Here is a 20,158-nt window from a genome sequence, read left to right as displayed (position 1 = left end):
CTCTACGGCTTGCTCAGCACGGCCACTCCGGCCCCCGGCAGCGTGACGCGGTCCGAGGGGGCGGCCCCCTGGGCGAGGGCGTCGGTCATCGGCTCGTCCAGACCGACCTCGACCTCTTCCCGCCCGTGGTTGAGCAGGAAGAGGAACCGTCCGCCCTCGCCCTCGCGGACGGTCGCCTGGACCTGCTCGGGAAGACCGGTGAGGACGGGACCGGCACCCGCGGTGCGGCACACCTCGTCCATCAGAGCCCGCATGGCCTCCGCTGACAGTCGCGTCGCGACGTACCACGCGCTCCCCTCGCCGAACGGGTGGCGGGTGATCGCCGGCTGCCCGGCCAGCGGACCCGAATCGAAGGCGGCCACCGCCCGCGCCCCCTCGGGTACGACGACCTCCGACCACAGGTCGGCGTGGCTCACCGTGCCGTCCTGGTGCCGCACATCCACCGTCCCGTCCTCGGGCAGTGGCCAGAACTCCTCGACGCGCAGGCCCAGCACCTCGCGCAGCGGCGCGGGGTAGCCGCCCAGGTGCACCCGGTCGCAGTCGTCGACGATGCCGGAGAAGAACGACACCACCAGATGGCCGCCACCGCGGACGAATTCCGTGAGGCGGTCGGCGTCCCGCTCGCGCAGCAGATAGAGGTTGGGCACCACGACGAGGCGGTAGCCGGACAGGTCGCGGTCGGGCGGCACCACGTCACAGGCGATACCGGCCTCGAACAACGGCCGGTAGTGGGCGAGCGCGATCTCCATCTGGTCCAGCGCGGTGGACGGGTGCGAGTCCAGCTCCAGCGCCCACCAGCTGTTCCAGTCCATCACCAGGGCGACGTCGGCGGTGCACCGCGTACCGGCGATTCCCGGCACGGAGGCGAGTTCGCGACCCAGTTCGCTCACCTCGCGGAAGGTCCGGGTGCCGGTGCCGCCGTGCGGGAGCATCGCCGAGTGGTACTTCTCGGCGCCGCCCCTGGACTGACGCCACTGGAAGTACAGCACCGCGTCCGCGCCCTGGGCGACCGCCTGCCAGCTCCACAGGCGCATCCGTCCCGGTGGCTTGGGCCCGTTGCGGTCGCGCCAGTTCACCGCGCTGGGCGCCTGCTCCATCAGCATCCACGGCTGACCGTCGCGGGCGGACCGGGTGACGTCGAAGATGAAACCCGCCGCGATGTGGGTGTCCTGGGCGTGTGGGTCCTGGTAGACGTCGACCGAGACGACGTCCTCCTGGGCGGCCCAGCGGAAGGCGTCGACGGGCTTGTGCACCCCGATGAAGTTCGTGGTGACGGGGACGTCCGGGGTGATCCGCCGCAGCACCTCCTTCTCCGCCAGGTAGCACCGCAGCAGGGCGTCGTCGGAGAACCGGGCGAAGTCCAGTTGCTGCGCGGGATTGGGGAAGGTCGGCGCGAGCCGTGGCGGCAGCACCTCGTCGAAGCTGTCGTAACCCTGGGACCAGAACGCCGTCGACCAGGCGTCGTTGAGTGCCTCGATGGTGCCGTACCGGTCGGACAGCCAGCGGCGGAAGTCGGTCGCCGACTCCTCGCACCAGCACATCGGGGTGTGGCAGCCGTACTCGTTGCCGATGTGCCACATCTCCAGCGCGGGGTGGTCGGCGTACCGGGTGGCCAGCCGCTCGACGAGGCGTGTGGCGTGGCCGCGGTAGACGCCGCTGGAGGGGCAGTAGTGCTGGCGTCCGCCCGGCCACAGGCGGCGGCCGTCGGCGGTCTCGGGAAGGATGTGCGGGTGCAGCCGGGAGAGCCACGGCGGCGGGGACGCCGTCATGGTGGCCAGGCATACGGCCACCCCCGCCCCGGCGAGGTTGTCCATGACCCGGTCGAACCAGGTGAAGTCGAACTCCCCGGGCCTGGGCTCCACCTTGGCCCACGAGAAGATGCCGGCCGTCACCAGGGAGACTCCCGCCTCCTTCATCAGCGCGACGTCCTCGGCCCACACCTCCTCGGGCCACTGCTCGGGGTTGTAGTCGCCACCGAAGGCGATTCCGGCCGGGCGCAGGCGCCGCCGGGCATCGGTTGCTACCGCGTGTGCTCGTTCCATGCGGGTCAGTGTTGAAGCAGCATCGGAGGTCCGTCAAGATTTTTGCATTATTAATTGAAAGAGCTATGGTGACGCAGGCAGCAGAAGGGGAGAGCGTGCGATGACGGAATGCCGCAGGATGGCGGGGCGAGTCGCGGTGATCACCGGCGCGGCGCACGGTATCGGCGCGGCCACGGCCCGCAGACTCGCGGCCGAGGGCGCCGCGGTCGTGGTCACGGACGTGGACGACGCGACGGGCGAGGCGGTCGCGGCAGGCATCGAAGAGAGCGGAGGGCGGGCGGAGTACCTACGCTGCGACGTGACCAGCGCCTCCGACTGGGAGGTGCTGGCCCGCCATGTCGACCAGCGCTACGGGCGGCTGGACGTGTTGCACAGCAATGCCTTCGCCCAGCTCAACAAGCCCGCACACGAACTGAGCGAGACCGAGTGGGACGGTCAGATGGCCGTGCTGCTGAAGCCGGCCTGGCGGGGGATGAAGACCTTCGCGGCCCCGCTGCGCGAGGCATCGGGGTCCGTGATCCTCACCTCCTCGGTGCACGCGGTCATCGGCCTGCCCGGCCACGCCGCGTACGCCGCGGCGAAGGGCGCCCTGTGTTCACTGGCGCGGCAGCTCGCGGTCGAATACGGACCGCACATCCGGGTCAACACGGTGCTGCCCGGCCCCATCCTCACCGCCGCCTGGGACGGGATCGGAGAGACCGACCGGGAACGCAGCGTGGCGGCCACCGCGGCCAAGCGGTTCGGGGAGCCGGACGAGGTGGCCGCCGCGGTCGCCTTCCTGGCATCGGCCGACGCTTCCTATGTGACTGGAGCGAGCCTTGTGGTTGACGGAGGATGGAGCGTCATGAAGGAGTCCTCGTGAGTGGCACCCACGAGGCGGTGAGCTGTGCGCGAGGCCCGCGAACAGGGCTCGGGCGGAATCGGAGAACGTGGTGACCTATCCCGGCAAGGGACTGCACGGGCAAGCCGTGGAGGAAATAGGCCGGCGCATCATCCGCGGCGACCACCCGCCCGGCTCCGTCCTGCACCCGGACCAGCTCGAAGCCGAACTCGGCGTCAGCAAGACCGTGGTGCGCGAGGCGATGCGGGTGCTGGCGTCCAAGGGACTGATCGAATCCCGGCAGAAGCGCGGCACGACGATCCGGCCCCGTGCCCACTGGAACCTGCTCGACAGTGACCTGCTGCGCTGGCAGGGAAGCAGCGCTCCCACCGAAGGCTTTCTGGAAGACCTCGCCGAGGTGCGCGCCATCATCGAGCCCGCCGGCGCCCGGCTCGCCGCGACCCGCCGCACCGAATCCGACCTGGCCGCCATGCGCCAGGCGCTCGACGCGATGGCGGTGGCCGGGACGGACGCGGACGCGATGGTGGAGGCGGACCTGGCCTTCCACCGCGCCCTGCTGGACGCCGCGCACAACGAACTGCTGAGCCGGATGGAAGTCGTCATCGAGGCGGGGCTCGGCATCCGCGACCGGATCGTGCACGGTGCCCAGCACTTCTCCGACTCCGTACCGGTGCACCAAGAACTGCTGCGAGCCATCGAAGCGGGCGACCCGGAGGCCGCCGTGGCCGCCGTCGAATCGCTGCTCACCCAAGCCTCCGAGGACTTGGCGGCCGTGCAGTCGAGAGACGAACACGACGAAGACGTCACCGAGGCCGCGCAGGAGGAATCCCCTTGAAAATAACCGAACTTGAGACGTTCCTGGTGGCTCCCCGGTGGCTGTTCCTGCGCATCGCCACCGACGAAGGGATCATCGGCTGGGGCGAACCAGTGGTCGAAGGCCGCGCCGAAACCGTACGCGCCGCGGTCCACGAACTGGCCGACTACCTCATCGGGCAGGATCCGCTGCGCATCGAGGACCACTGGCAGGTGCTCACCAAGGGCGGCTTCTACCGCGGCGGTCCGATTCTCTCCAGCGCCGTCGCGGGCATCGATCAGGCGCTGTGGGACATCGCCGGCAAGACCTACGGCGTCCCGGTGCACCGGCTCCTCGGCGGCCCGGTGCGCGACCGGGTGCGGATGTACGCCTGGATCGGCGGGGACCGCCCGTCCGATGTGGCCGAGCTGGCCAGGGAGCAGGTGCGGGCGGGCTTCACCGCCGTGAAGATGAACGGTTCGGCCGAACTCGCCCCGATCGACACCCCGGCACGCACCGCCGAGGTCGTCGAGCGCGTCGCGGCCGTCCGCGAGGTGCTCGGTGACGAGCGGGACATCGCGGTCGACTTCCATGGCCGGGTCTCCACCGCCATGTCCCGCCGCCTGCTGCCGCTGCTCGAACCGCTGCACCCGATGTTCGTGGAAGAGCCCGTCCTGCCGGAGCACTCGGGCCAGTTGCGCAGCCTCGTGGAGTCCACGAGCGTGCCGCTCGCGACCGGCGAACGTCTCTACTCCCGCTGGGACTTCCGCGAGGTGCTGACCAGCGGCATCGCCGTCGCCCAGCCCGACCTGTCGCACGCGGGCGGCATCTCCGAGGTCCGCCGCATCGCGGCCATGGCCGAAACCTACGACGTGGCCATGGCTCCGCACTGCCCCCTCGGCCCCCTCGCCCTGGCCGCGAGCCTGCAGATCGCCTTCGCGGTACCCAACTTCCTCATCCAGGAACAGAGCATGGGCATCCACTACAACCAGCAGAACGACCTGCTGGACTATGTGATGGACCCGGCGCCCTTCCGATTCGACAACGGCTACGCCGCAGCCGGTTCCCGCCCCGGGCTGGGCGTAGAGATCGACGAGAAGGCGGTGCGCCGCGCGGCCGAAACAGGACACCGCTGGCGCAACCCCGTATGGCGGCGCGCCGACGGATCGTTCACCGAGTGGTGACGCGGCCCGGCGGCGATCCGCCCTCAGGCAAGGGGGGACATACCGGATCGCGGTGACTTCAACGGCGTCGCCCGGGCTATCCGGCTCCGGCAACCGCTTTCGCGGGTCAGCCGGAGCGGAAGAGGCCCCCGGCCGACGCCGTGATCCTCCGCCGCAGCGAGCCACCGGCGAGGTGCGGGAGCGACGGGCCCCGGGCGCCCTCCGGCCCGTGGAACTCGGCCCAGTCCGGCGGGGTGTCCCCGTCCACCATGAACTCCAGCAGCAGTGGCCCCTCGGCGGCGAGCGCCTCGTCCCAGACGGCGCCCTCCTCGCCCGGCCGCTCGCAGCGGACGCCGGGCAGGCCGAGCAGGTGGGCGTATGCGGTGTAGGACACGGCGGGGACCTCGCCGGTCACCGGGATGCGCGGGTCCCCGGCCGCCTTCCGACGCTCCCAGGTCAGTCGGCTGAGATCCTCGTTGTTGAGGACACAGAAGATCGTCGGGGGCAGACCGGCGAGACGTTCCAGGTGCCGTCTCACGGTGATCAGCTCGTTCATGCCGCTCGACTGCAGGGCGCCGTCACCGATGAGGGCGATCACCGGGCGCTCGGGGAAGGCGAGCCGGGCGGCGACGGCGTAGGGAACGGCCGCTCCGGGCGTGGCCAGACGGGCTGACAGGGCCGCGCGCATGCCGTCGCGCAGCTCCAGGTGCCGGGTCCACCAGTCGAGGGCGCATCCCGAGTCGGTGACCACGACGGCGCGCTCCGGCAGCCGCGCGGACAGCTCGGCCACCACGGAGCGGGGGTTGATCGCCATGCCGAAGAACCGGTGCGCCTTCGAGCGGCCCTCCGCGCGCCACGCCCGGACGGCACGCTCGACATCCGTACGCCACCCGCGCCCCGATGCGCGGTGCAGCAGCGGGATGAGGGCGTCCAGTGCCGGGCCCACGTCACCGGTCACCCGGGCGGCAGGGGGCCGGCCCAGGCCCACCGGGGCGGGGTCGGCGTCGGCGCCGACCGTGATGACCCGGCGCGTCCCGGTGTCCGGTACCAGGCCGGTGTCGAAGTCCTCGGCACCGACCAGGAGGAGGGTGTCGCAGTCGCGGAGCAGGGCGACGGCGACCGGGCTGCCGTAGGGTGCCGCCACTCCCGCCAGGCAGGGCAGGTCGTCGGGGAGGACATCCCGGGCCAGTGGCGTCTTGGCGGCCCCGGCCCCCAGGAGCTCGGCGACCCCCACGATCTGGCCGGAGGCTTCCGCGGCGCCCTGGCCGACGACGATCGCCACCCTGCGGCCCGCGTTCAGGACCTCGGCCGCGCGACGCACCTCCCGCTCCTCGGGCGAGCGCGCCGGCGGACGGCGGCGGGCCCGGGCGGAGGCGGCTTCGTCGTCCGCGCGCGGCGCCGGGGGCGCCTGGGCCTCGAGCACCGGACGGGGCACGATCAGCGTGGCCACCCCTCGTTCGGCGAGCGCCGCCCGGAGGGCGCGGTCCAGCGCGTCCCCCATCAGGGCCGGGTCGGAGACCACCTCGCAGTGGACGGACACCTCGGCGAAGAGGTGGGCCGCGTGGACGTCCGGCCGCCGCCCACCGCCCGCGGGCGGTGGCTCCTGGCCGACGACGGCCACCACCGGCCGGCGGTCCAGCGCCGCGTCGTACAGGCCGCTGAGGAGGTGGAGCGCGCCGGAGCCGGGCGAGGCGAGGCAGCAGCCCGCCCGTCCGGTGAACTTGGCGTGGGCGCAGGCCATGAGCGCTGCCGATTCCTCGTGCCGCGACTGGATGAACTCCGGGGTGTTCCGCTCACCGGTCAGAGCGGTGACCAGGGGGTCCACGTCCCGGCCGGGGATGCCGAACACCCGGTCGACACCCCACTCCCGCAGGCGTGCCGCCATGAACGCGCAGACGCTGGCCACCTGGACCTCCCGCACCGTGGGCCGACGGTCGTCCGGCCGGGTAGCCCGCCGCCCGGACCGCAAACCGCGAGCTGATCCGCTGGTCCACGCCGATGCGGGCGGCACCGCACCGCCCGTGTCGCCCCCGTCCCCCCGACGCCGTTCCGGCGGCGCGTGCCCCGGGCACTCGTGCCAGGCTCGGAACGAACAGTCGGCGACTGACCACGCACCGCGGTCGCCGCAGCGGGCGTCAGGAGGGCGAACACGCCGTGGCGGTGGCTGACGAGAACGCGTCGACCCGGGCGGCCGCGCGCGGGGAGCGGCTGGCGGGCGCACTCGACAAGCGCCTGCCGCTCGCCGGCGCCGGCAAGGAGTTCCTGCGCAAGGCGTTCCCCGACCACTGGTCGTTCCTGCTGGGCGAAGTCGCCCTGTACAGCCTGGTCGTCCTGGTGGTGACGGGCGTCTGGCTGACGTTCTTCTTCCACCCCGACATGGCGGAGACGCCGTACACCGGTTCGTATCCGCCGCTGCGGGGCGTGATGACGTCGGAGGCGTACACGTCGGTGCTGCACATCAGCTTCGATGTGCGCGGCGGTCTGCTGATGCGGCAGGTCCACCACTGGGGCGCCCTGGTGTTCGTCTCCGCGATCGGCCTGCATCTGCTGCGGATCTTCTTCACCGGCGCCTTCCGGCGTCCCCGGGAAGTCAACTGGATGGTCGGCGTGACGCTGTTCCTGCTGGCCCTGCTGGAGGGCTTCTGCGGCTACTCGCTCCCCGACGACCTGCTGTCCGGCACCGGTCTGCGCACGTCCCAGGGCATCATGCTCTCGGTCCCCGTCGTCGGCACCTATCTGTCGTTCTTCGTCTTCGGCGGCGAGTTCCCCGGGCACGACATCATCCCCCGCATGTACGCGGCCCATATCCTGCTGCTGCCGGGGCTTCTGCTGGCCCTCGTCGCCCTCCATCTGACGCTCATCGTGTACCACAAGCACACCCAGTGGGCCGAGCCCGGCCGGACCAACCGGAACGCGGTCGGCAAGCCGCTCGTCCCGCAATACGCCGCCAAGTCCCTGGGGTTGTTCTTCGCCGTGACGGGTGTGCTCACCCTGCTGGGCGCGCTGCTCCAGATCAACCCCATCTGGTCGGTGGGCCCCTACCGCGCCGACCATGTCTCGCTCGACGCCCAGCCGGACTGGTACGTGGGCTTCCTGGAGGGCGCGCTGCGCCTGATGCCGGCCGCGGAGACGAATATCGCGGGGCACACCGTCGTGTGGGACGTCTTCCTGCCCGGCGTGGCGCTGCCCGTGGCCCTGTTCGTGATCCTCTACGGCTATCCGTACGCCGAACGGTGGATCACCGGGCCCACCCCCGAACAGCATCTGTGCGACCGCCCGCGCAACCAGCCCACCCGGACCGCCCTGGGCGTCGCCGCCGTCTCCGCCTACGCCGTCCTGCTCATGGCGGGCGGTCAGGACGTCATCGCCTTCGTCTTCAGCATCTCGGTGGAGCTGGTGACGTACACCCTCCGCACCGCCCTGTTCGTGGTGCCGTTCCTGGCCTACCACGCCACCAAACGGGCGTGTCTGGGTCTCCAGGCGACCGACCGCCGGCGGCTGGTGGAGGGGCGGGCGGCCGCCGAGGTACGGCAGAGCGCGGACGGCGGCTACGAGCAGGCCCGGACGCTGCTGCCCGCGGCCGAGGCGTACCGCATCCTCGTGCGCGCCGAGCCGGAGCCACGGGCGCACGGCACGGAGGCGTGGCGCTGGTTCCACCGGCACCGGGTCCGCAACGCGCTCAGCCGGTGGTACTTCGGCCGGCGGGTGGAGCTGCCCGCCACCGACCGGCAGCGGCGCCGCATCGAGGTGGTGCGCGCCGCCCCGGGCGAGGCGGAGGAGGCCGACGACAGGTGAGCGACGGGCCCCGCCGAGCACAGGCACTGAGCACGGGCACGGGCACGGTCCGGCCGGCCGCGTGCGGCGCCCGTACGCCCTCGGGGGCGTCCGGGCGGCCGTCAGCGGCCATGGGGATCACCGCCCCGCACCGCGAGCGGGAGCGCGTCCGCCGCCTGCCGTTCCTCCCGGCTGATCCAGGACCAGGTGACGGCGGCAGCGGCGATGCCGAGGGGCAGCATGCCGACGATCATGGCGAGTCCTGCCGCGGAGTGTCCGGCCGCGATCACCCCGAGCGCCGGGAGATCCAGCAGCGGGACGGCCAGGAACAGATACACGCACCGGCCGGGATCGCTGAGGCGGTGCCGCGTACGCACCACGACGGGCGCCCAGAACGCCACCGCGGCCGGCAGCGGGATCAGCTCCGACACCATGGTGACAGCGGTGGGCATCGGACGCACCAGGCCGGCGAGCATCGCCCAGCCGTGCAGCAGGACCAGCAGGGGCAGGGCCACGCCCGGGGGCAGGCTCACCCGCTCCCACAGCGGCGCCCGTCTCGACGGCCACATGACGCCCGGCACCACCGCGGCCAGCGCGAAACCCGACAGGGCCATCGCGGCCACGGACGAGAGCTGCGTCCCGGGTGCCGAGTGGTCCATCACCGGTTCAGTCCTCCCGTGCCGTCGTGCCGCGCACCGCGAGAGCCACCGCCACGAGCAGCAGCGGCCCGGCGAGGGCCAGCAGCCACGCGCCGTAGACGAACGCCAGCGCGACGAGGAGGAAGCCGAAGGCGGCGGGCACCACCGCGCCGGCCGCGCGGTCCGGCACCCGGTAGCGGACGTGCTGGTCGGGCCCGATGCGGGAGGAGGCGAGCACGGCCACGGCCGCCAGCTCCAGCAGCACGACGACGCCGCCCCACAGCCAGAACACCATGGCGCTCTCGCCGTACACCGCCAGCACCGCGAGCAGCACACCGTTGAGGATGCCCCAGCCGGCCACGACGACGACGGACAGGTGCCGCTTCACGGCCGCCCCCCGTCGGCCGCGGCGGCCTCCTCGTCCCGCCGCTGCCGCAGGTCCAGCAGCGGGGCGAAGCTGGTGACGGGCGGCACCGGGTGGTCCGGGGTGAAGTTCAGCCGGGGCGGCGGGGACGTGGTGGCCCATTCCAGGGTGTGTCCGCCCCACGGGTCGTCCGGGGCCCGCTCGGCGCTCCCCAGGGTCCGCCTGCGCAGGGTCCACAGCACATTGACGGCGAACACCACCACACTCGTGGCGAGGAAGGCGGCACCGATGCTGGACAGCAGGTTCAGCGGGCCGAAGCCATCGAAGGACGCGTACGTCGACACCCGGCGCGGCATGCCGAGGTAGCCGAGGGCGAACATGGGCAGGAACGTGACGTTGGTGCCGATCACCAGCAGCCAGAAGTGCAGCCGGCCCGCCCGGTGGCCCAGCATCACGCCCGTGACCTTCGGGAACCAGAAGTACACGGCGGCGAACAGCCCGAAGGCGCTGCCCGCGAAGAGCACGTAGTGGAGGTGCGCCACGACGAAGTAGCTGTCGGTCACGTGGTAGTCGATCACCGGGGTGCCGAGCATGATGCCGGTGAGCCCGCCGATCAGGAACTGCGGGATGAAGGCCAGGGCGAACAGCATCGGCGGGCCGAAGCGCGGTCGCCCGCCGAGGATGGTGCCGATCATGGCGAAGTACTCCACGCCCGCGGGGACGAGCAGGGCGATGGAGGTCAGCGAGTAGTAGTCGTTGGTCGCCTGGCCGGTGGCGAACATGTGGTGCCCCCACACGCTCATCGACATCGCGGCGAACACCAGCAGCGACAGGACCGTGCCCTGGTAGCCGAAGAAGCGGCGCCCGGAGAAGACGGCGAGCACCTCGGACACGGCGGCCAGATAGGGGAAGAACATGACGTACACGACCGGATGGCCGTAGAACCAGAAGATGTGCTGGTAGCCGATGTTCCACACGTTCGATTCGAAGATCGCCGGGTCGGCGCGTCCGACGGCGAGCAGACCGAGCGCGGCCAGCAGGGCGGGGAAGGCGCCGATCACCATCAGACAGGTGGCGACCATCGACCAGGAGAACACGGGCAGCCGCAGCATCGTCATCCCGTGGGTCCGCCTGCGCAGCACCGTCCACAGCACGGCCCAGCCCATGACGATGGTCCCGGTGGTCGCCAGCAGCACTCCCACGATCCACAGGTCGGAGCCCGGACCCGGCGAGTGGACGCTGTCGGCCAGCGGCGGGTAGGAGAACCAGCCGCCGGCATGGGCCCCGTTGGGCGTGGCGAATCCGGCCAGCATGACCAGCGCCCCGAGCGCGTAGAGCCAGTAGCCCAGCAGGGTGAGGCGTGGGATGGCGATGCCGGGTGCCCCGATCTGGAGCGGCACCAGGTACACGCCCATGCCGATCGCGAACGGGGTGACGACCATGTAGATCATGCCCGAGCCGTGGAGGGTGAAGAGTTGGTTGTAGAACTGCGTGCTCACCAGCTGCTGCTCGGGCTGGGCCAGCTGGGCCCGCATGGTCAGCGCGAAGGTGCCCGTGACCAGGAGCAGCACCAGCGAGGTGCCGATGGTCAGCACGCCGATCCGCTTGTGGTCGGTGCTGGTCACCCAGCCCAGCCAGCCGCTCGGCGGGACCGGCCGCCCGCCGGTGCCCTCCTTGGCGGTGGGTGGCGCGACCGTCATGCCGCCGCTCCCTGCTGGCCGCCGTGCACGTACCGGTCGTACTCCTCGGGCGACACCGCCTTGATCCAGAAGTGCATGGTGTGGTGCCGGAGGCCGCAGAACTCCGCGCACTTGCCCATCCAGCGGCCCTCCCGGTCCAGGGTGAGGGTGAAGGAGTTCACATGGTCGGGAAAGACGTCCATCTTGTAGCGCAGTTCCGGAACCCACAGCGAGTGGATGACGTCGCGGGAGGTCAGCCGCAGCTTCACGGGACGGCCGGTCGGCACGACCAGGGTCGGCAGGTCGTCGCCCCGGCACGTCCCGGAGGTACCGCGCCGCTGGGGTGCCTGTGGGTAGCTGAAGGTCCAGCACCACTGGAAGGAGGAGACGTCGACGCGCACGGGCGGGCGCTCGGCCGTCCGGTGCTCCCGGTGGTTCTGCCACGCCGTCCACGCCACCAGGAACACGCCGAACACGGTCAGGACGGCGACGTAGCAGACCTCCAGGCGCGGGCGCTCCGCTCGCCCGGAGACGGTGGTCCGCCTCCCGGCCCGCCGCCTGAGCAGCGCGTACGTCAGGAGGGCGAGTACGACGACGAAGACCCCGGCCGCGATGACCGCCTCCAGCGCGAAGACCTGGCCGAAGATATGACGCTGGGTCACCGCGCCACCTTCTCCACGTCCTCGGCGGGGCCGCGCCTTCGACCGCGCTCGCCCGGACCGGCGCCGGCCCCTGCCGTTCGGCGGAAGTCCCCGATAGCCACCCGATCACTCCCGTCGTACTATTCCAAAGCGAGGCCAAGCGGACATTACGGGTAGGCCGAACGGTCCGCGAGCGGACACACCGCCGGTCGCAGTGCCCGGGTGTCCACGCCTCACACCTGCCACGAGGCGACTGGGGAGAGCGAAACGGGGTACCCGGCGGGCACCGAGCACCGCTGATGACGGGCGCGAGCGAAAAGGCGCGAGCGCGAGAGCACCACCGCGAGGGCACGGAAGGGCGGACGGCATGGGCGTACGCACCTGGATCGCCTCCTGGCCGGTCTACCGCCAGCTCACGGGGACGGACCCGCTGGGCCGCGGGGCCGCCGCCACGAGCGCCGGTGCGCGGCCCACCGCCCGGACCGCCTCGGCGGACCGGGTGGTGAAGTCGGTCTGCCCGTACTGCGCGGTGGGCTGCGGCCAGAACGTGTATGTGGAGGACGACCGCGTCACCCAGATCGAGGGCGACCCCGACTCCCCCGTCTCCCGCGGCCGGCTGTGCCCCAAGGGCTCGGCCAGTCTCCAGCTCACCACCGGCGGCGCCCGCGAGCACCACGTCCTCCACCGGCGCCCGCACGGCACCGCGTGGGAGCGTCTGGACCTCGACACGGCCATGGACATGATCGCCGACCGGGTGATCGAGGCGCGCCGGGCGGGCTGGCAGTGGGAGGTCGACGAGACCCGCACCCGGCGCACGCTCGGCTTCGCCAGCCTGGGCGGGGCCACGCTCGACAACGAAGAGAACTACCTGATCAAGAAGCTGTTCACCGCCCTGGGAGCCGTGCAGATCGAGAACCAGGCGCGGGTTTGACACTCCTCCACCGTTCCCGGTCTGGGAACCTCGTTCGGCCGCGGCGGCGCGACCACCTTCCAGCAGGACCTCCAGAACTCCGACTGCATCGTCATCCAGGGCTCGAACATGGCCGAGTGCCATCCGGTCGGGTTCCAGTGGGTGATGGAGGCCAAGGCCCGTGGCGCGAAGGTGATCCACGTCGACCCGCGCTTCACCCGCACCAGCGCGCTGGCCGACCTGCACGTACCGCTGCGCGCGGGCTCGGACATCGCCTTCCTCGGCGGGATCATCAACCACGTCCTGCGGAACGACGCGTACTTCCGGGACTACGTCGTGGCGTACACCAACGGCCCCGTCGTGCTGCGCGAGGACTTCCGCGACACCGAGGACCTCGACGGCGTCTTCTCCGGCCTCGACCCCGAAGCCCGCGCCTACGACAACGACACCTGGAGTTACGAGGGCATGGAGGTGCAGGCGGCCTCCGGTGAGCGCGACCAGGGGTACGAGAAGCGCACCGGCGGCGGACGGACGGTGACGGAGGCCGCGCGCGGTGAGGCGCACGGCGCCGGCGGCGCCGAGGTCGGCGAGGGCGAACCCGAGCGGGACGAGACGCTCAGCCATCCGCGCTGCGTCTTCCAGGTCCTCAAGCGGCACTACGCCCGCTACACGCCCGAGATGGTGGAGCGGATCTGCGGCGTCCCGCAGGACCTCTTCCGCCAGGTGTGCGAGCTCGTCACGGAGAACTCCGGACGCGACCGCACCACCGCCTTCGCGTACGCGGTCGGGTGGACGCAGCACACGGTGGGCGTGCAGTACATCCGCGCGGCCTCCGTCCTGCAGAGCCTGCTCGGGAACATCGGCCGGCCCGGCGGCGGCATCCTCGCCCTGCGGGGCCACGCCTCCATCCAGGGCTCGACGGACATCCCCACCCTGTTCAACCTGCTGCCCGGCTACATCCCGATGCCGCACGCCCACCAGCGGCAGGACCTGGACACCTTCGTCCGGGCCGAGGCGGCCCGCAAGGGCTACTGGGGGAACATGCGGTCCTATCTGGTCAGCCTGCTCAAAGCCTACTGGGGTGAGACCGCGCAGGCCGAGAACGACTTCTGCTTCGACTACCTGCCGCGGCTGACGGGCTCCCACTCCACCTACGAGACGGTCATGGCCCAGCTCGAGGGGGTCTGCAAGGGCTACTTCCTCATGGGCGAGAACCCGGCCGTGGGCTCGGCCAACACCAAGATGCAGCGCCTGGGCATGGCCAACCTGGACTGGCTGGTGGTCCGGGACTTCTCCCTCATCGAGTCCGCCACCTGGTGGCAGGACGGCCCGGAGATCGAGACCGGCGAGCTGCGCACCGAGGACATCGGCACCGAGGTGTTCTTCCTGCCGGCCGCCGCGCACACCGAGAAGGACGGCAGCTTCACCAACACCCAGCGGCTGCTGCAGTGGCACCACCGGGCCGTCGAACCGCCCGGCGAGGCGCGCAGCGACCTGTGGTTCATGTACCACCTGGGCCGCAGGATCCGGGCGAAGCTGGCCGGGTCGGCCGATCCGATGGACCGGCCGGTGCTCGATCTGACCTGGGACTACCCCACCAAGGGCGAGCACGCCGAACCGGACGCGGAGGCGGTCCTCGCCGAGATCAACGGCCACGACGCCCAGGGCGCCCCGCTCTCGTCCTACGAGCAGTTGGCCGGGGACGGCTCCACGTCCTGCGGCTGCTGGATCTACTGCGGCGTCCACGCCGACGGCGTCAACCAGGCCGCCCGCCGCACGCCCGGCGCCCGGCAGAACTGGGTGGCGGCCGAGTGGGGCTGGGCCTGGCCCGCCAACCGCCGCATCCTGTACAACCGGGCCTCGGCCGACCCGGACGGCAGGCCGTGGAGCGAACGCAAGGCCCTGGTGTGGTGGGACGAGGAACGGGCCCGGTGGTCCGGCCATGACGTGCCCGACTTCGCCCCCGGCAAGCCCCCCTCCTACCTGCCGCCGCCGGACGCGACGGCCGGGGCGGCGCTGTCGGGCACCGACCCGTTCATCATGCAGGCCGATGGCAAGGCATGGCTGTACGTACCGTCCGGCCTCACCGACGGTCCCTTGCCCACCCACTACGAGCCGCAGGACTCGCCGTTCCCCAACCTGCTGTACGGCCAATGGCGCAACCCCGTGCGGCACCTGATGCCGTCCCGCCCGGACAACCGCTACCAGCCCGGCGGCGGCGAGCCCGGCTCGGAGGTGTTCCCGTTCGTCGCCACCACCTACCGGCTCACCGAACACCACACCGCGGGCGGCATGTCCCGGTGGCAGCCCTACCTGGCGGAGCTGCAGCCGGAGTTCTTCTGCGAGGTCTCCCCCGAACTCGCCGCCGAACGCGGCCTCGAGCACACCGGCTGGGCGACGATCGTCAGCGCCCGCGGGGTGATCGAGGCGCGGGTCCTGGTCACCGACCGCGTACCGCCCCTGACCGTGCACGGGCGCACCCTGCACCAGGTCGGCCTGCCGTACCACTGGGGGCCGAACGGCTACAGCACCGGGGACGCGGCGAACGAGCTGCTGCACATGTCCCTCGACCCCAACACCCACATCCAGGAGACCAAGGCGTTCGCCGTCGACATCCGGCTGGGCCGCCGGCCCAGGGGCGCGGCCGCCGTGGAGCTGGTGCGGGCCTACCGGACGCGGGCGGGCATCGACGAACACACCGGTACGGAACTCTGAGCCGCCCCGGGGTCCACCTGAGGACCGTCCCGCCCGAGGGCGGTCTCACCTCAGGACGAGGGAGTGCTCCCCCTTCGGGACCAGCTCTCCCACCACCGGCGCTCCGGGCACCTCGCCCGCCACGAGCAGCCCACCGGAGGTCTGGGCGTCGGCCAGGAGCAGCCTGGTGCCGGGTTCGGTGTCCCCGAAGTCGGTGAACGGCGCCACCCACTCAAGGTTCCGCCGGGTGCCGCCGCTGACGTACCCGTCCCGGACCGCCTCCCGCGCCCCGTCCAGGTACGGCACGGCGGCGGTGTCGACCACCGCGGTCACCTCCGAGGCCCGCGCCAGCTTGTGCAGATGGCCGAGGAAGCCGAAGCCGGTGATGTCCGTGGCGCAGGTCGCGCCTGCCTCCAGGGCCGCGGCCGACGCGTCCCGGTTGAGCGCCACCATCGTGGCCACCGCCTGCTCGAACCGTTCGCCGGTGGCCTTGTGGCGGTTGTTCAGCACCCCCAGGCCGAGGGGCTTGGTCAGCGACAGCGGCACACCCGGCCGGCCTGCGTCGTTGCGCAGCAGGCGGGCCGGATCGGCGAGGCCGGTGACGGCCATGCCGTACTTGGGCTCGGGATCGTCCACACTGTGCCCGCCGCCCACGTGGCAGCCCGCCTCGGCGGCGATGTCGAGCCCGCCGCGCAGCACCTCACGGGCCAGGCCGAACGGCAGCACATAGCGCGGCCAGGCCAGGAGGTTGACGGCGAGCACCGGGCGGCCGCCCACCGCGTACACGTCCGACAGGGCGTTGGCCGCGGCGATGCGCCCCCAGTCGTACGGGTCGTCCACGACGGGCGTGAAGAAGTCCGCGGTGGACACCACCGCCTGGGCCGGGCCGCCGGTCGGGGCGGGCAAGGTGACCACGGCGGCGTCGTCGCCGGTGGCCAGTCCGACGAGCAGCGGGCTGTCGCTCGCGGCCGTCGTCGGCCCGGCCAGTCCGCTGAGCACGCCCTCCAGTTCACCGGGCGGGATCTTGCAGGCGCAGCCGCCGCCGTGGGCGAACTGCGTGAGCCGTACGGGCGTTTCGCGGGTCGTGGTCACGCCGGTCCTCTCGGTCGATGGTGGTCGGCGGCGGGTAGCCTTGAGCGGGCGAGGGAGGCGTGTGGGTGCCTGGTGGCCCTCCCGGTCTTCAAAACCGAGGTGCCCGAGGATCTCGGGCAGGCGGGTTCGATTCCCGTCCGCCTCCGCTCTCCGCACCGGCCCGGCAGCGCCGGCGCTGGTCGTCCACGCGTTCGGTGAGACCCCGGGCATCGAGGTACTCCAGCAGCGGTACGGCCACCCGGCGCGTCGTGTCCAGGGCCCGGCGCGCCTGGCTGAGCGTGAACGGCTGCGGAAGGCCGCGGAGGACGGCCGCGGCCCGGGCGTCCGCTCCGGGAAGCAGCAGGATGCCGTCGCCGACCCGCAGCAGCGCGCCCGCCGCGACGGCGGCGGCCACCGTCCTGCGGGTCAGCCCCAGTTCGGTCAGCCGGTCGGCCTCCGGGGCACGGAACGGTGCCCGCAGCAGGTCGCGCCGCACGTCGTCCACGGCCGCCTGGACGGGTGGCGGCAGGGTGGGCCGGGCGTCCGCCCCGCCGTACAGCCGCCCCTGACTGCCGTGCACCTTCTCCGAGGTCTCGGCGAGGGCGCCGACCAGGGACCGGTCGGGCAGGCCGAGCAGGCGGCGGGCCGCCTCCGGGGGCAGGCCGGGCTCCAGCGGGTGGCGCGCCGCATGGCGTGCGACCTCGGCCTCCAGGCGGTCCCGCAGCGCCGCCCAGTGGGCCGCGTCGGCCAGCCAGTCCCCGGCGACCGGCGCGGTGGGGGCGGGCAGCCCCATGGCCGCCAGCTCCGAGCGGCGGACGAGCCCGCGCCGCCGCAGTTCCGCCGCGCCGTCCGGAGCGCCGGTCAGGTCCGCCAGCTCGGCCGCCCTCGTCCGGGCCGCCCCGCGCCGGGTCAGCCGGGGCGGCCGTACGTCCAGGACGGTCACCCCGCACGGCGGGCGCCGACCACCCGGTTCCCGCAGGACCGCGCGGTCGCCCACCCGCAGCGGCAGCTCCCGGGGCAGGGTCAGCCTGGCCGTGTCCTCGCCCAGCGGGCGGACGGTCACGGGCACGGCGGCGGTGCCGATGTGGAGGGTGACCGTCCGGGGCAGGTCGCGGGCCGGCGCGCCGTGGACCCGGACGTCGATCAGGCCGGTGAGCAGCCAGCGGTCCGGCGTCAGCAGCACCTGCCCCCGGCCCAGCACACCGTCGGGCGCGCCGTGCACATTGACCGCCACCCGCGCCACCCCGCGGACCGCGGACCGGTCCTCCCGCAGGCACTGGAGCCCGCGCACCCGCAGCGCGGTCCTGCCGTCCCCCGCCACCAGCCGGTCGCCGGCGCGCAGGGTGCCCGCCCCCAGGGTGCCGGTGACGACCGTGCCCTGGCCGCGCACGGTGAAGGCGCGGTCCAGCCACAGCCGTACGTCCGCATCGGCGGGCGGAACGGGCAGCGAGCGGCCCAACCGGGCCAGTTCCCGGCGCAGTCCGGCCAGTCCGGCTCCGGTCACCGCGCTCACCGCGGCGGACGGCACGGTGCCGAGGGAGGTGGCCGCCATGCGCTCGACGGCGTCCGCCCGCACGGGCTCGGGGTCGGCCAGGTCACCACGGCTCACCGCGAGCACGGCGTGCCGCACCCCGAGCGCGTCCAGGATCTCCAGGTGCTCCTGCGACTGCGGCTGCCAGCCCTGGTCCGCGGCCACCACGAACAGAACGGCGGGCACGGGCCCGACACCGGCCAGCATGGTGGCGACGAAGCGTTCGTGTCCGGGCACGTCCACGAAGGCGATGTGCTCGCCGCCGGGGCCGCCGTGTCCGTCCGGGCTTCCGGCCGGGTCTCCCTCCGGGCTTTCGCCGTCCGGGCTTCCGTCGTCCGGGCCATCGCCGTCCGGGCTTCCGTCCGGGTCCAGGCGGGTCCAGACGAACCCGAGGTCGAGGGTCAGGCCGCGGCGCCGCTCCTCCTGGAGACGGTCGGGCTCCATCCCGGTCAGCGCCCGCACCAGCGCCGACTTGCCGTGGTCGACGTGCCCGGCGGTGGCCAGTACCCGCATGCCCCTACCTTTCCGCGGCCGGATCCGTGGCGGCCGGATCCACGACCGACCGCACGGCCTCGGCCAGCCGCTCGTCGTCCTCCCGTGGCACCGCCCGCAGGTCGAGCAGGCACCGGCCCGCCTCCAGCCGCCCCACCACGGGAACCGGGCCGGTCCGCAGGGCCGCGGCGTACCGCTCGGGCAGCGACAGCGCGGCGCTGGGCAGCGTCACCCCCGGGGCGCCGCCACCGCCCACCGACGCGGCGCTCTCGACGGCCCGCACATCGATGCCGTCGGCGCCCAGGGCGGCGGCGAGCCGCTCGGCACGGTGGCGGAGCCCCGCCGGGTCGGCGGCCAGTGCCGCGGCGGTCGGGGTCTCGGGCCCGGTCAGCGTCGCCTCCAGCGCGGCCAGCGTCAGCTTGTCCACGCGCAGCGCACGGGCGAGCGGATGCCGGGACACGGTCCGCACCAGCTCCTCCTCCCCGAGCAGCAGTCCGCACTGCGGTCCGCCGAGCAGCTTGTCGCCGCTCGCGGTGACCAGCGACGCTCCGGCCCGGAGCCGGGTCTCGGCGTCCGGCTCGTCCGGCAGCGCGGGATGCGGTGCGAGCAGCCCGGAGCCGATGTCGACGACCACCGGAACGCCGAGAGCCGCCAGTTCCCCGGTCTCGGCGGCGCGAGTGAAGCCCATGACACGGAAGTTGGAGGGGTGCACCTTCAGCACGAAGGCCGTCTCCGGGCCGATCGCGGCGGCGTAGTCGGCGACGGAGGTGCGGTTGGTCGTCCCCACCTCGCGCAGCCGGGCTCCGGTGGACACCAGCAGGTCCGGCAGGCGGAAGCCGTCCCCGATCTCCACCATCTCGCCCCGGCTGATGACGATCTCCTTCCCGGCGGCGAGCGCGGTCGCCACCAGGACCAGCGCAGCCGCGCCGTTGTTCACCACATGCGCGGCGGCGGCCGACGGCACCCGCTCGCGCAGCGCGGCCAGGGCGGTCCGCCCGCGGCGGGCCCGGACCCCGGTGCGCAGGTCCAGTTCGACGTCCGTGGGCCCGGCGGCCTCCCGCACCGCCCGCCGGGCCGCCGCCGACAGCGACGCCCGGCCGAGGTTGGTGTGCAGCACCACCCCGGTGGCGTTGATGACCGGCCGCAGCCCGCCGGCCGTGCGGGGCAGCAGGGCGACCGCCGTGTCCGCCACCTCGTCCGGCGCGACGGCACCGGCCCGCGCCCGCTCCTGGGCCTGCCGCACCGCCGCCTTCACCGCCCCGGATCCCAGCCGGTGTGCCGCCTCGACCAGGCGTGTGTCACCCAGGACCGCGTCGGTGCGGGGAATCCGCCGTCGTCCGTCCGTGGTGGTGACCCGCTGGTCCATGGGGCCCCTTCCTTCCGCCCGCTGTCGTGGCTGCCCGGCGAACGCCCATCGTCTCTCAGTGCCCCGTACCGGCGTCACGACACGCCCGGCGGACGGAGCGCCGTCCGGTCGGCACGGCCCGTTTCCGCGGGCCGTGGGCGGGGACCCGCCGTCCGTGGT

13 protein-coding genes, 1 tRNA gene and 1 pseudogene are annotated in these 20,158 nt (G+C 73.0%); 6 read left to right on the top strand and 9 right to left on the bottom strand.

What is annotated here, in order from left to right; genetic code table 11:
- Positions 1-2 precede the first annotated feature (2 nt).
- Positions 3-2,042: a beta-galactosidase gene (locus ACZ6TD_RS40845; RefSeq protein ID WP_471346286.1), complete on the bottom strand. Its 2,040-nt coding sequence runs from the start codon at positions 2,040-2,042 to the stop codon at positions 3-5.
- Between the two features lie 118 nt (positions 2,043-2,160).
- On the opposite strand from ACZ6TD_RS40845, the gene ACZ6TD_RS40840 reads away from it, so the two are divergent.
- The 3 genes from ACZ6TD_RS40840 (at position 2,161) to dgoD (ending at position 4,860) form a co-directional block, all read left to right on the top strand.
- Positions 2,161-2,904 carry an SDR family NAD(P)-dependent oxidoreductase gene (locus ACZ6TD_RS40840; RefSeq protein WP_471346284.1) on the top strand — a complete coding sequence of 248 codons (744 nt, stop codon included), beginning with the start codon at positions 2,161-2,163 and terminating at the stop codon, positions 2,902-2,904.
- A 67-nt stretch (positions 2,905-2,971) separates the two neighbouring features.
- A complete protein-coding gene (locus ACZ6TD_RS40835) occupies positions 2,972-3,718 on the top strand; it encodes a FadR/GntR family transcriptional regulator (protein ID WP_471346282.1) in 747 nt (248 codons plus the stop codon).
- Complete coding sequence (dgoD, locus tag ACZ6TD_RS40830; protein WP_471346280.1) at positions 3,715-4,860, top strand: galactonate dehydratase; 1,146 nt, start codon at positions 3,715-3,717, stop codon at positions 4,858-4,860. Before ACZ6TD_RS40835 ends, dgoD begins: the two co-directional genes overlap by 4 nt.
- 106 nt (positions 4,861-4,966) lie before the next feature.
- On the opposite strand, the gene ACZ6TD_RS40825 is transcribed toward dgoD, so the two are convergent.
- Positions 4,967-6,745 carry a thiamine pyrophosphate-binding protein gene (locus ACZ6TD_RS40825; RefSeq protein WP_471346279.1) on the bottom strand — a complete coding sequence of 593 codons (1,779 nt, stop codon included), beginning with the start codon at positions 6,743-6,745 and terminating at the stop codon, positions 4,967-4,969.
- 248 nt (positions 6,746-6,993) lie between these two features.
- Between ACZ6TD_RS40825 and qcrB the strand changes: the two genes are divergently transcribed.
- Positions 6,994-8,634, top strand: coding sequence for a cytochrome bc1 complex cytochrome b subunit (gene qcrB, locus ACZ6TD_RS40820; protein WP_471346277.1), 1,641 nt, complete (start codon positions 6,994-6,996; stop codon positions 8,632-8,634).
- A gap of 101 nt (positions 8,635-8,735) precedes the next feature.
- Here qcrB and ACZ6TD_RS40815 read toward each other — a convergent pair whose 3' ends face one another.
- Genes ACZ6TD_RS40815 through coxB form a run of 4 tightly spaced genes read right to left on the bottom strand, consistent with a single transcriptional unit; the run spans position 8,736 to position 11,956 of the window.
- Positions 8,736-9,272: a hypothetical protein gene (locus tag ACZ6TD_RS40815; RefSeq protein ID WP_471346274.1), complete on the bottom strand. Its 537-nt coding sequence runs from the start codon at positions 9,270-9,272 to the stop codon at positions 8,736-8,738.
- A gap of 7 nt (positions 9,273-9,279) precedes the next feature.
- Positions 9,280-9,639 carry a hypothetical protein gene (locus tag ACZ6TD_RS40810; RefSeq protein WP_471346272.1) on the bottom strand — a complete coding sequence of 120 codons (360 nt, stop codon included), beginning with the start codon at positions 9,637-9,639 and terminating at the stop codon, positions 9,280-9,282.
- On the bottom strand, positions 9,636-11,315 hold the full coding sequence (locus ACZ6TD_RS40805) for a cytochrome c oxidase subunit I (protein WP_471346269.1): 1,680 nt from the start codon (positions 11,313-11,315) through the stop codon (positions 9,636-9,638). Before ACZ6TD_RS40805 ends, ACZ6TD_RS40810 begins: the two co-directional genes overlap by 4 nt.
- Positions 11,312-11,956 (bottom strand): cytochrome c oxidase subunit II, encoded by a 645-nt coding sequence (gene coxB / locus ACZ6TD_RS40800; protein ID WP_471346267.1) that lies wholly within the window; start codon positions 11,954-11,956, stop codon positions 11,312-11,314. Before coxB ends, ACZ6TD_RS40805 begins: the two co-directional genes overlap by 4 nt.
- A gap of 346 nt (positions 11,957-12,302) precedes the next feature.
- On the opposite strand from coxB, the gene fdh reads away from it, so the two are divergent.
- Positions 12,303-15,560, top strand: a complete 3,258-nt coding sequence (gene fdh, locus ACZ6TD_RS40795) for a formate dehydrogenase (protein ID WP_471346265.1) — start codon at positions 12,303-12,305, stop codon at positions 15,558-15,560.
- A 45-nt stretch (positions 15,561-15,605) separates the two neighbouring features.
- Here fdh and selD read toward each other — a convergent pair whose 3' ends face one another.
- On the bottom strand, positions 15,606-16,631 hold the full coding sequence (selD, locus tag ACZ6TD_RS40790; protein WP_471346263.1) for a selenide, water dikinase SelD: 1,026 nt from the start codon (positions 16,629-16,631) through the stop codon (positions 15,606-15,608).
- A 53-nt stretch (positions 16,632-16,684) separates the two neighbouring features.
- Here selD and ACZ6TD_RS40785 point away from each other — a divergent pair.
- Positions 16,685-16,777: transfer RNA gene (locus tag ACZ6TD_RS40785), tRNA-Sec, on the top strand.
- Between the two features lie 14 nt (positions 16,778-16,791).
- Here the strand turns inward: ACZ6TD_RS40785 and ACZ6TD_RS40780 are convergent.
- Both ACZ6TD_RS40780 and selA read right to left on the bottom strand, forming a co-directional pair.
- Positions 16,792-18,654, bottom strand: a pseudogene (locus ACZ6TD_RS40780) (SelB domain-containing protein); the annotation flags it as partial.
- A gap of 4 nt (positions 18,655-18,658) precedes the next feature.
- On the bottom strand, positions 18,659-19,999 hold the full coding sequence (gene selA / locus ACZ6TD_RS40775) for an L-seryl-tRNA(Sec) selenium transferase (RefSeq protein WP_471346261.1): 1,341 nt from the start codon (positions 19,997-19,999) through the stop codon (positions 18,659-18,661).
- Positions 20,000-20,158: the final 159 nt, after the last annotated feature.

This window comes from Streptomyces yongxingensis (assembly GCF_055597465.1).
Note: the sequence above shows the minus strand (reverse complement) of the source record. Positions and strands in the feature narration are given on the sequence as shown.

Coding starts and splice junctions, on each gene's coding strand:
- ACZ6TD_RS40845 (WP_471346286.1), bottom strand. CDS start 2,042: ATGGAACGAGCACACGCGGTAGCAACCGATGCCCGGCGGCGCCTGCGC.
- ACZ6TD_RS40840 (WP_471346284.1), top strand. CDS start 2,161: ATGGCGGGGCGAGTCGCGGTGATCACCGGCGCGGCGCACGGTATCGGC.
- ACZ6TD_RS40815 (WP_471346274.1), bottom strand. CDS start 9,272: ATGGACCACTCGGCACCCGGGACGCAGCTCTCGTCCGTGGCCGCGATG.
- ACZ6TD_RS40805 (WP_471346269.1), bottom strand. CDS start 11,315: ATGACGGTCGCGCCACCCACCGCCAAGGAGGGCACCGGCGGGCGGCCG.
- selA (WP_471346261.1), bottom strand. CDS start 19,999: ATGGACCAGCGGGTCACCACCACGGACGGACGACGGCGGATTCCCCGC.